The sequence below is a fragment of the Mammaliicoccus sp. B-M6 genome (genome assembly GCF_022386965.1).
GTDB classification, from domain to species: domain Bacteria; phylum Bacillota; class Bacilli; order Staphylococcales; family Staphylococcaceae; genus Mammaliicoccus; species Mammaliicoccus sciuri_A.
The window spans coordinates 61,771-73,397 of the sequence record NZ_JAJNHJ010000013.1; the positions used below are offsets into that span (position 1 = coordinate 61,771).

At 31.2% G+C, this 11,627-nt stretch carries 9 protein-coding genes; 3 read left to right on the plus strand and 6 right to left on the minus strand.

The genetic code is table 11. The features are described from left to right. Positions 1–8: 8 nt before the first annotated feature. The 3 genes from rsmH to bshC form a co-directional block, all read right to left on the minus strand. Complete coding sequence (gene rsmH, locus LQ693_RS06740) at positions 9–944, minus strand: 16S rRNA (cytosine(1402)-N(4))-methyltransferase RsmH (RefSeq protein WP_037587526.1); 936 nt, start codon at positions 942–944, stop codon at positions 9–11. 11 nt (positions 945–955) lie between these two features. Continuing rightward, on the minus strand, positions 956–1,387 hold the full coding sequence (gene mraZ / locus LQ693_RS06745; RefSeq protein ID WP_025904608.1) for a division/cell wall cluster transcriptional repressor MraZ: 432 nt from the start codon (positions 1,385–1,387) through the stop codon (positions 956–958). A 145-nt stretch (positions 1,388–1,532) separates the two neighbouring features. Then, on the minus strand, positions 1,533–3,149 hold the full coding sequence (gene bshC, locus LQ693_RS06750; protein WP_107596652.1) for a bacillithiol biosynthesis cysteine-adding enzyme BshC: 1,617 nt from the start codon (positions 3,147–3,149) through the stop codon (positions 1,533–1,535). Positions 3,150–3,283: 134 nt separating this feature from the next. Here bshC and LQ693_RS06755 point away from each other — a divergent pair, with 134 nt between their 5' ends. After that, positions 3,284–3,730 (plus strand): N-acetyltransferase, encoded by a 447-nt coding sequence (locus tag LQ693_RS06755; protein ID WP_037587520.1) that lies wholly within the window; start codon positions 3,284–3,286, stop codon positions 3,728–3,730. 49 nt (positions 3,731–3,779) lie between these two features. On the opposite strand, the gene LQ693_RS06760 is transcribed toward LQ693_RS06755, so the two are convergent. Next, complete coding sequence (locus LQ693_RS06760; protein WP_232339585.1) at positions 3,780–4,775, minus strand: YdcF family protein; 996 nt, start codon at positions 4,773–4,775, stop codon at positions 3,780–3,782. Positions 4,776–4,937: 162 nt separating this feature from the next. On the opposite strand from LQ693_RS06760, the gene LQ693_RS06765 reads away from it, so the two are divergent. Further along, a complete protein-coding gene (locus LQ693_RS06765; protein ID WP_239703131.1) occupies positions 4,938–5,996 on the plus strand; it encodes an aminotransferase class IV in 1,059 nt (352 codons plus the stop codon). Between the two features lie 625 nt (positions 5,997–6,621). On the opposite strand, the gene LQ693_RS06770 is transcribed toward LQ693_RS06765, so the two are convergent. Together LQ693_RS06770 and LQ693_RS06775 are read right to left on the minus strand one after the other, a co-directional pair. Next, positions 6,622–9,969: an endo-alpha-N-acetylgalactosaminidase family protein gene (locus LQ693_RS06770; RefSeq protein ID WP_275584176.1), complete on the minus strand. Its 3,348-nt coding sequence runs from the start codon at positions 9,967–9,969 to the stop codon at positions 6,622–6,624. Positions 9,970–10,137: 168 nt separating this feature from the next. Continuing rightward, the gene (locus LQ693_RS06775) at positions 10,138–10,374 is read right to left on the minus strand and encodes a hypothetical protein (protein WP_037559882.1); all 237 of its coding nucleotides are present in this window, start codon (positions 10,372–10,374) and stop codon (positions 10,138–10,140) included. Positions 10,375–10,625: 251 nt separating this feature from the next. On the opposite strand from LQ693_RS06775, the gene LQ693_RS06780 reads away from it, so the two are divergent. Continuing rightward, complete coding sequence (locus tag LQ693_RS06780; RefSeq protein WP_084754799.1) at positions 10,626–11,396, plus strand: DUF1828 domain-containing protein; 771 nt, start codon at positions 10,626–10,628, stop codon at positions 11,394–11,396. Positions 11,397–11,627 lie beyond the last annotated feature (231 nt).

Sequence of the window (11,627 nt, forward strand, 5' to 3'; positions counted from 1 at the left end):
TCCTCTGTTTACTTCAAAATTTCCGCAACTCTTAACTTTGCACTTCTCGCTCTATTGTTATGCTCAAGTTCTTGTTCATCAGAAATAATTGGTTTTTTGTTTACTCTTTTTAGTTTCGGCTTGTACGCTTCCGGTATAACCGGCAATCCCCTTGGTACATCTGGGCCTTTTTCATATTCTTGAAAGACTTGTTTACACAAACGATCTTCTAAAGAATGGAATGTAATAACTGAAATTCTTCCGCCAACTTTAACGTGTTGTATTGCCGCTTCAATAGATGTTTCAAATGCACCTAATTCATCATTAACTGCTATTCTAATCGCTTGGAAGACACGTTTAGCAGGGTGTCCACCCTTTCTACGTTTAGCTGCTGGAATACCTTCTTTAATTAAATCCACTAGTTCGAAAGTCGTTTCTATAGGTGCTTGTTCTCTTCTTGCTTCAATCTTTCTAGCTATTTGTTTTGAAAATTTCTCTTCACCATATCTAAAAAAGATTTTGACAAGTTGTTCATATGACCATTCATTCACCACTTCATAAGCTGATAAAGATTGTGATTGATCCATTCTCATGTCTAATTTAGCATCATAATGGTAACTAAATCCTCGTTCTGGCGTGTCGAGCTGTGGACTAGATACACCAAGGTCATAAAGTACACCATCTACTTTACTAATATGTAGTTCTTCTAATATATGTTCTAAATTTCTAAAGTTGTTTTGTACAAAAATCACTTTATGCATATGGTCCTTTAAGATACCTTTAGCATGTTCAATTGCTGTTTCATCTTGATCGATTGCTATAAGTCGGCCTTGGTCATTCAATTGTTCAACTAGGTACAAACTATGACCAGCTCCACCTAATGTACAATCAACGTAAGTACCATCTGGTTTTATGTCTAATTTATCTACTGTTTCTTTCAATAGTACGGATACGTGATGAAACATTTAATTCACTCCTAAAAATCAAAGTCAATGAGATCTTCAGCAATGTCCTCAAAATTGTCTTCAGATTCATCATAAAAATCATTCCACGTAGAACGATCCCATATTTCAATTCGGTTAGAAACACCAATAACAGTACATTCTTTACTTAAATTAGCGTAACTTCTTAAATTTTGAGGGATGTTAATACGTCCTTGTTTGTCTAGTTCTACTTCAATCGCACCTGAGAAGAACATTCTCATGAATTTACGGGCATCTTTTTTTGTAATAGGTAAGGTTTTGAGTTTTTCTTCGATGCGCGCCCACTCTTCAAGTGTGTAGCCAAACAAACATTTATCTAGGCCTCTAGTGATAATAAAACGTTCGTTCAAATCATATCTGAATTTAGAAGGCACAATCATACGCCCTTTAGTATCCAATTGATGTTGGTATTCACCCATGAACATTTTATCTCACCTCACCTTATTTATAATTTACCACATTCCCCCACAATCCTCCACTATTTATACAAGATTTCTTAAAATTTGTGTAAATAGTAAAAAAAACACCCAATTTACGATTTCGTAAATTGGGTGTTAATCCTTGTTATGACTATAGTTCAAGCGTTATATGTTTAAAAGTGTAACGAAGTGGTGGATAGGTGGAGGGACTGAACATAGTAATCCCAAATTGATTCATAACTTGGATAGGATTCCACACTCTTTCTTGTAATCCGTGGTGAGGATGTAATGTATGCTCCACTATTTCGAAATGTCTCATACTGATTTCATTTTCTCTTTCGACATTTAATAAATATCTATCTATTAAGTATTGATATTGGTGCTGATGTATTTGATTATTTTTTTCGACTAATTTTCTGTTTTGATAATCATTGCCAATTTCTTTAATCAGTTTTTGATGAAATTGAGATTGGCTTTCTTTCATTTCTTCAATTTCTCTTAAGACTTCATCAGAAGCTTTTGCTCTAATAAATTTCTCTTTTTCACTTTGAATACCATCTACTAAAACAGTATCTAGATCTAAGTTATAGTTATCGATACATTTTTTCGCTTCTTGCGTTAAATAACTAATACGCATACGTGGTGTAACTATAGGCATTTCAATATTAAATAAATTGAATACACCTTTTAATTCACCCCAATAAATAATTTCACTTGGCCCACCAATGAAACTTAAAGTATTAAATAAATATTCTTCCATTAAAGGTCTAGTTACAACATTATTAGAAAATCGTTCAGGGTGTTCTTCTACAAGATTGAGTAATTCATCTTTAGTAAAGGTTACATCTGTATCTTTATTTAAATAGAACTTTTCATCTTCGTACATAATGAGCTGTCTTTTATCATCATGCTCATAGAATAAGTGAACATTACCATCCGTTAAAATCATGCGCCTTTTAATAACTTCAGCAAATTGGTCTTGTGTATTTCTAAATGCTGAATCTACTTCTTCATGTTTTTCAATGATTTCCTTGAAAAATGGTACTTCTAAAGATCTTAGTTCTGGATCATTCGCATCAATTAATAACAACCCATATTCTTTAAACACTTCATGTGTGATGACTTTAAAAATTTCACTCCATGATTCAGAAGACTCGATTGCTTTATGAATCAATGATTGAATATTTTTAGAATGAACAGTTTCTCCGATAGAACTGAACATGTCATTTAAAGCATCTTTGATTAGTGTTTTATCAAAATGATAATGAGAAACACTCTTTTCTGGTGGTTCTAACGTACTATATTTCACCTTATTTAACTGTCTTGAAATACGATCATACGCATATGTATGATTCACTTCATCAAAATCATGATCTTCACCTGCTATCCAAAATACAGGAATAACTGGTGTATCTAATTTTTCACTTTGTTCGTTTGCTAAAACGATAATTGAAATGATTTTATGGAATGTATATAAAGGACCAGTAAAGAGTCCAGCTTGTTGACCACCAATAATAACTTTGTGACCACGTTTTAAATTTTCAATGTTTTCAAGTTGTTTATCTGTTAAATCCAATTGAGACATATAATTGTATATGACTTTTGAAAGTGCTTCTTCTCTACCATTTGCTGATAAATTCGAGCGTCTTTCGAATTCAGATTGTTCCCCTGGTTTATATCCATAAAAGTTTATAATTTCAGTATTATGATTTGTATATCTCTCTATAAAACTATTTTGTTGATCAATTACAGTCTTCTTACAGTCCATACGAGTCTTTCTCCTTCGAAATTAATTACTATCAATAGTATAAAGATTGTAGTTAAATAAAACAATCTAACGGCTTATAATTTAAAATTTTATTCAAATGAAGTATAATTAAGGAAAGAACAAGGGGGATTATCATGGCTAAAGTAGAACATTTACAAATTAATTACAAAACTGAAGAAGCATTCGAACAATTTCGTAACTTCGGAAACGAAGGTTTATATATGGTTGAAGAATTAAAAGGAAAAATGATCGATGCTAGTTCAGATTCACCATTTTACGGTATTTATGTTGGCGACAAGTTAGTAGCAAGAATGTGTTTATTTAAGCAAGATGAAGTAGAAAAAACTTACTTCCCAGCATTTAATGATTACCTCATTTTATGGAAGCTAGAAGTATTAAGAGACTATCAAGATAGAGGATACGGCAAACAGTTATTAGATTACGCTAAGAGCTTCGATTTACCAATCAAATGTATCGCACGTAATCAATCTAAAGATTTCTTCTTAAATCATGGTTTCCAAGATATCGAGCAACAAAACCAATCCGGTGAAGATATTGTGATATGGACACCAGATAAATAATATACTAATGGTCCCGTAGAGTTAGTGCTCTACGGGACCTTCTTTTCGTTTATATTCCCCATAATGTGTAGCAAGCAACTGCTGCCAATAAGATAATCATCGTCAGTGCATGTGTCTTTTTAAACATATAAATGATTGCTAAATATTCTCTAATATATGCATTTGGATAGAAGTATGATTTCGATGATCCGCCCGTAACAGTTGCGTTCATTTTAACTTTCTTAGATAAAAATGCTGCTCTTAAAATATGAAAATGATTAGAAACAATCGTAGCAATTGCATGTTGTTTATAAGTGTTCATTATCTTCATAGAGAACACTAAATTTTCTTCTGTATTAGTTGATTTGTCTTCCATTATAATTTCTTCATTACGTATGCCTTGTTCCACTAAATATCGTCTCATCGCTTCAGCTTCACTGATTGCTTCATCCGAACCTTGACCACCACTTACAATCATTTTAGTATCTAAACTTTTTCGTTTTAATTTAATCGCTTTATCTAATCTCGCTTTTAAAAGTGGTGTTACTTTCTCACCTATAATACCTGCACCCAGTACGATAATAAAATCTTGTTTCTTTCTTTTAGAGATGCCACTCACAATCCAAGCGTATAAATTATGCAATATAAATATTAAATTTAAGTAGTAAAACAAACTTGAAATGACAATTAATATTAATCCGTTCCATAATTCTACTAATAGATACGGTTTAAAAACAATGATTAAAAAGTTAATTAAGATGAAAGATCCGTAACCAATGACAATCATGTTTGTTACAATTTTACCTTCATTTGCTATTCGCTTTTTAGTATTTAATAAAGCTAAGAGCATAACCACAATTACAATTAAACAGTAAATGATATTTGCTATGATAATGTAATTAATATTTAGATTTAACTTTAGTGTTGGCACAATGATTTCTATCAATACCGTACTCATTAAACTAATGATAAACAATCCTAATAAGAAGACATTTTTATATTGTCTAAAATCCACTAAATAACTGATTATAAATAAAATTAAAAATGCTAACGTAACAAACATCATCGTCACCTCCTAGCCTATTATTTTCACAATCAAAGTATATCATCATAACCAACAAGATACACATAAAATTATTTTCAGAATTTTCAAAATAAATATTGAATTAGGTCAATATAGCTGATATACTATTTCACATTACTTACTTAAATATAGGAGGCAATTTATATGGAATATCAATCATCAAGTAGTCAAACAAAGGACGAATGCGAATCCACCTTTGGTAACAAAATGTTAACTATGTCGTATCAATCATCAAAAGGATGGTCTTCTCCTATCATTAAAGATTATGCACCTATCACAATTTCTCCAAGTGCACAATGTCTTCATTATGGTCAAACCGTTTTTGAAGATATGGTCGCCTATCATATCAATGACGATATTCATATCTTTAAACCTTTCGAACACTTTGAAAAGTTCAATCAATCACTGAACCGAATCGAAATGCCAGCTATAATTAAAAGCGAACTACTTTTAGGTATCGAACACCTTATTAATCAAGAACGTCAACTATTCGATTTACATGAACATCAACCTGTTAACATTAGAACAGTTATGTTTGCATCAGAGAATAAATTAGGTGTTAGTAAATCTGATACATATGAACTCATTACATTCCTATCTCCACTACCTAAAAAGCTGAATTGCCAAACACCAGAACTTATAAAAGCACATGTAGAAGATGAATATGTTAAATCTGTTACAGGTGGTGCTGGTTTTACACAATTTGGTGGTAACTACGCCGCTTCATACGCTGCAAAATCTAAAGCAGCTCAATTCGGATACGACCATGTAATTTGGCTAGATGGTAGAGAGAGAACCTATATAGAAGAATTAAATAATATGAACATTTTCTTTGTTATCAATCATACACTGATTACGCCAGCATTAGACGGTATTACAGTACCAGGTGTAACACGACAATCAATTATTAAATTATCAAAAGAATTAGGCTATCAAATAGAAGAAAGACAAATTAGTATTGACGAAGTCCTTCAATCATATAAAGATGGATTATTAACAGAAGTCTTTAGTACGAGTACTTTGAATGCTATCACCCCTGTCTGTGAAATTAAATATAAAGACAATGTTTTAACCATTCATAACAATAAAATCGGACCAATTACACAACATTTATATACAACATATACATTTATTCAGCAAGGTAAGCTTCCAGACCTGCATCAATGGAACTATACAATAGAACGAGAATCGATCGAAATGTAGTATCTGTAAAAAGACTGGCACAAAAAATTTGCCAGTCTTTTTTATTTGGAAAAATCAAAGTTAGCGGGAGGTGCTATGTTGCTTGTTTTGCGAGTCTTGCAATATACAGGCGTTCTATGTTGCTTGTTTGTGGTGTCTTGCAACATACAGAGCTTCTATGTTGCTTGTTTGGTATGTCTTGCAACATACAGAGCTTCTATGTTGCTTGTTTGGTATGTCTTGCAACATACAGGCGTACTATGTTGCTTGTTTGGGCAGTCTTGATAAATATGAGGCACCTATTTATCTTGTTTGGCCTGTCTTGATAAATACGAGGCACTTATTTATCTTGTTTGGTCAGTCTTGATAAATACGAGGCACTTATTTATCTTGTTTGGTCAGTCTTGATAAATACCAGGCACCTATTTATCTTGTTTAGTCAGTCTTGATAAATAGGAGGTCCTCAACATTGGTTGTCACGCCTCACTTTCAATATTCAGACCTCTAATATTGCTTGTCGCGTCTCACTTGCAATATTCAGCCCTCCAACATTGCTTGTCACGCCCCACTTGCAATATTCAGACCTCTATTTCTAAAAATATGAAAAGGAGTCTAGAACATTTCTGTCCCAGACTCCTTATGAACTTTATTTATCTTTCACTTCTTTAATGACTAAATTATCTAATACGAAATCTTTAGTCCCTTCAAAGTTCACTTGACCTTCATTTTTAACACCTTTATTGTCTGCCTTTTTATCTGTTGATGCTATGCCAATCCATGTTTGACCATTTTTATGACCTTTAATTGTCGTTTTGAATTGACGATGTTTTTTATTATCTACAGTACCTTTCAATGGTGTTTCTTTATATTTTTGATTATCAATACTGTCGTTACCTGTAGCAAAAGCATATGTGTCATCAGATCCTGCTTCATAATCAAATGAAACTTCATATGTCTTATTTGGTTCAAATCTAAAGTTTTGAGGTATCGTTTGATAAGCAAGTTTATTCTTTTCTACTTGACCATTAATTTTTAATGACCATGTACCATCGATGACATCACTTATACGTTTATTATTCCATCCACGTTGTGTATAAGGTGCATGTTTTTCAGATAAGTGTGTTCTGTTATCTTCTACGCCTTCAATATCAGATACGACAAATGGGAATATGCCTTGAGGTACTTTTTCAAAATTTTGTTTAAACACTTTATCTTGTGAATATAATTGTTGATCATTTTCAAAAATTCGAATGTCATCAAAATATGTGACACCTTCACCTTTATCTCTAGAAAGCGTTAAAGTTGCTTTACCATTTTTAGGTGCTTTAAAGTGCACATACATATTTTGAAAATAACTTTCGTTACCTTTCGTTGCAGATTCTTTAGTTGTATTATGAGCGTTAGCTTTAACATAATTTTTAGCGATAGATTTAGTTGTATAATTTTGATGTGTTGTACCATCTGCATCTACACTAATTCGTGCTTTTTGATCACTTCGATTATCCACACCAACATAAACTGCATATTGTTTACCAGGTTTCAAATCTGTTAATTTTTGTTTCAATTCAACATTTTTCTTCGGATTATTAATCGTTAACATATTGTCGCTACTGTTTGATTTCGTAATAGAAACGTCTTTTTTAGATCCTTTAATTTTCCAATCTTTAAGATTTTCTGTATTAAATCCTGGATCTTTAATATGCATATCTTCTCCGTATTTCACTTTCTCTTTATGTTGTTTTGATTTATACAATACATATGGTGTATTCGCTTTAACATTGGTTAAGGTAACTTTTCCATCTTTAACGCGCACATTATCAACATATTGACGACCATGCTCTGTTAGTTGGTATAATTTTAAATGCTTACTGTTCCAACCTTTTGGTAATTCCCAAGTTGATTCTCCACCATCTTCATTATAATGATAGAGCTTTTGTTTCTTACTGTTTAATTGCTTACCATTTTCATCCCAGTTCCACGGAATTAAATATTTATTGCCATCTAATATCTTCTGACCATTTAACGTTATCGTTCTAGATCTATAATTTTCTTTATCATTTTCATAATCATTAGATTTACGTTTAATAACTACTTTATTTTTACCATTTTTTAATTGGATTTCCATTTCAGGTGTCCATTCAACAGTTTGGTCATTTGCTGTCATTTTGACTGGCTTGCCATCTACCCACTTCGTAACTTCAAAGTGCTGTAAGTATTTAGTAGATAAATTTGTTTTAAAAATATTATTAATGTATTCATCAAAGTTGTTTCTACCTTGCCAACCTTCAAAGTCTTTCATATCATATCCACCTAGTAATGGATAATCAGCTGCGCCTGAATAAGTTTGGTAATTACCTACCCAAGAGTCTTTCTCGTGGTTTCGAATAAATCTTGCGACTTTTGAATTAATCCCTTTGTTTTCATAACCACCATAAGTTAAATCTGCAGCCCAATGTTGGAATGTTGAATCATATTCCATACCGTGACCCCATTCAACAGCTACTCTCCAACCTAAATCTTGTATTTCTTTTGCTAATTGATGAGACATCCAAGCTTGGTTATCACCTGATTGACCATTGCCCCATACATCTACATAAATAAAGTCTAAATCTTTACCTACTTTATCTTTAAAAGCTTTTAATCGGTCTTTCCTACCATGCAACATGTCATATTTTGCATCAATGTTAATACCTTGATCTAACCAATTCCAACCATAATTATACGTACCGTCTTCATTTTTTCTTAAACGGTCGGGATTAAATGCTATAGACTCTGGATATGTTTCACTCGCATTAATATGTACGCCAAACTTTGCACCATATTTCTTACCGTTCTTAAGTAATTTCTTCATATCTTCTGCGCCACCAATACGTTGACCAATATTATCATAATCAAGATGACCAGAATCGTGACCCTCACTACCATATCCTTTTAAAATAATTGACTGACCTAATCCATCTGTATTTAAATTAACTTTTTTAACACCATCAAGTGATTTTAAAAATGGATTTTGTGCTTGTGAACCGAAATTCATTGCGATACGGTGTGCAACTAAATCAGGTACAGACTCTGAACCTGTCGGATGATTCATGATAGCTCTATATGCAATAGCACCATCTTGCCAGTCTGTTTTTCCATCACCATTTTCATCATCCGTTATAACAACTTTTGTTTTCGGCATTAAATGTTGTTCTTTAGCATTTTCATAACCTTGACCAGGCTGCAATATCCATTTAGAATTGGATAAACCGACATATTTATCTTTATCTACTTGTTCCGAAGTCGCATTTATTCTCGTATAATCTAACTCTCCAGTTCCTTCAGAATGTTGTGAATTACTCCAAACACCTGCACTCGTCTTATCATTTGAAACAAAACCATACATCATTGGATAATTAAAATCATCTTCAATATCTTTGCTAACTTTAAAGTTTTTATCGCCACTTTTCATCGTATTTGTAGACATACGTGTTGTTTGTAAGTTAGCATTTTTCTGTTTAGAATTCACAGAAACTAATGAATGATTAGGTATTTCAAAATCTTTTATTATAGTATCATCACTTTTACCATCTAACTTATTTTTATAATCCTTCATATCAAAATGCAATTGGTTATCTTTAACCTTCATCTCAATTGTAAATTCAGCATCTATTTTTTTATCTTTATTAGAAGCAATTAATTGATATTGAGCTGCATGTGCATTAAGTTTTTTATACTTAACTTTCGGTTGAACCGATTTACCATTCACTTTAATCGTCTTAATTTCTTTAACTTGGCCATCCATCTTCTTACCATTTTTCAAAGTATATTCAATAGCCCTTGGAAATGACTTATCAACCTTCACTTTCATCTTATTGCTCTTTAATACGTCGCCTTTGTCTTTTGCTTCTACATGATGATTCGTCAGCGTTAATAAGCTGAACAACATAACAGAAACAATTGATACGACAAACAGTTTTTTCCTCCATACAAATGTTTTATTACTAAAATTCAAATTAAACACCCCTTTTTAAATTTGAAAACTTACATTTATTGTATACTTTTATATCATTATAGTCTAGCGTTTTTGTTCTATAATGTTTGATTTAACTTTCTATTTTGTTCATATAAACAAAAAGAACAAAATGATGAGATTCATCATTTCGTTCACAATTCATACTATTTATTTATAATTTTTAATTACTCTGACTATCAGTGCAATCATGGGAAAAATCATTAAGACAAGAACAATATAATATAAATTAACAATACTATTTTCCCAAGTAATTGGCACAATCACACCAAGCGCCATAATAAGCACTAAAATGATAATATTTACAAACATGCATACTAACAAATCACGAAAACTTGATTTATTCTTGTAATCGAATGTTTGCTTCCAAAAATTTATATATGTCATAAGCAACCCTCCATTCCATTTACAAAATATACCAAATATATCAATTAATATCAATTGTTTTTTAGTTGATTATTTAAAGATTTAAATTCTTTATTTATAACATCAATATTATGTCGTAAGTGAATACAACTTTCAATCAGCTCAACATTGAATAAAAACAAATCTTTATATATAATATATTTAAATCATAGACATTAATGAAAATTCAAAATATAAATGTGCAAAATAATATATAAAAGAAGTGATATTTCATGGAAATCATCGAACAAAAAATGCAAACATATTTTGAATGGTTACAACAAAATTATAAATATAAAAAGTTGGAGACTTCCACTGAAATAACTACTCCATTTAAAAACCATTTAAATGACTATATAAGAATATATGCAGATTTATTACCTGATAATCATATTAGACTATCAGATGATGGCCAAACATTTAATGAATTAGACATGTTAGATATTGATTTAACAAAAACACGAAAAAGATTAATTCATTCAATTCTGAACCAATTTAATTTAAGTTTAAAAGATGATGAAATCATAACAAATGTTGACAGTGACAGCTTTCCACAATCAAAACATAATTTAATTCAAGGTATATTAAAAATATACGATTTGACTTTAACAACTAAATCCAATGTATCTAACTTATTTTATGAAGAAGTTTTTGACTTTTTTTATAATGAGGAAATTACGGGCTCAGCAAAAGTGGCAATCCCTGGTGAAACTGGTATAAAATATTCAATTGATTTTATAATACCAGGAACAAAATTAAAATCAGAAAAGCTTGTGAATTTTTCTAATAACCTGGATTATAACAGAATAACAAGTGATCTATTTGCTTATCGTGATGTTAAGAATAATAGACCAAATAGAAATAATTTAAATTCTCAAATGTTAATTATCGCTAATGATTTAGAAAATACCATTTCGAAAAAAGCACAACAAGTAGCTGATTATGAAGGAATTCAAATTCTTAAATGGTCAAATAAAGATGAAATATTAAATACTCTAAAATAACTTACCAATTGTTGATTATAAAATGGTTACTCAATTAGAAATAACAAAGCACCTTAGCCAAAAATGGCTAGGTGCTTTCAGACTGTGGACAAACTGAACTTAAATTTATAAGTTCAGTTTGTTTTTTTATATGGAGTAACATTTTCCACTAAAATCATGATTAAACTACGTTTAATCTAGGCTATTTGTGGCTCTTTTACGAGCCACATTGCCAACTTTTTAAGATTCATG

Coding starts and splice junctions, on each gene's coding strand:
- rsmH (WP_037587526.1), bottom strand. CDS start 944: ATGTTTCATCACGTATCCGTACTATTGAAAGAAACAGTAGATAAATTA.
- mraZ (WP_025904608.1), bottom strand. CDS start 1,387: ATGTTCATGGGTGAATACCAACATCAATTGGATACTAAAGGGCGTATG.
- bshC (WP_107596652.1), bottom strand. CDS start 3,149: ATGGACTGTAAGAAGACTGTAATTGATCAACAAAATAGTTTTATAGAG.
- LQ693_RS06755 (WP_037587520.1), top strand. CDS start 3,284: ATGGCTAAAGTAGAACATTTACAAATTAATTACAAAACTGAAGAAGCA.
- LQ693_RS06760 (WP_232339585.1), bottom strand. CDS start 4,775: ATGATGTTTGTTACGTTAGCATTTTTAATTTTATTTATAATCAGTTAT.
- LQ693_RS06765 (WP_239703131.1), top strand. CDS start 4,938: ATGGAATATCAATCATCAAGTAGTCAAACAAAGGACGAATGCGAATCC.
- LQ693_RS06775 (WP_037559882.1), bottom strand. CDS start 10,374: ATGACATATATAAATTTTTGGAAGCAAACATTCGATTACAAGAATAAA.
- LQ693_RS06780 (WP_084754799.1), top strand. CDS start 10,626: ATGGAAATCATCGAACAAAAAATGCAAACATATTTTGAATGGTTACAA.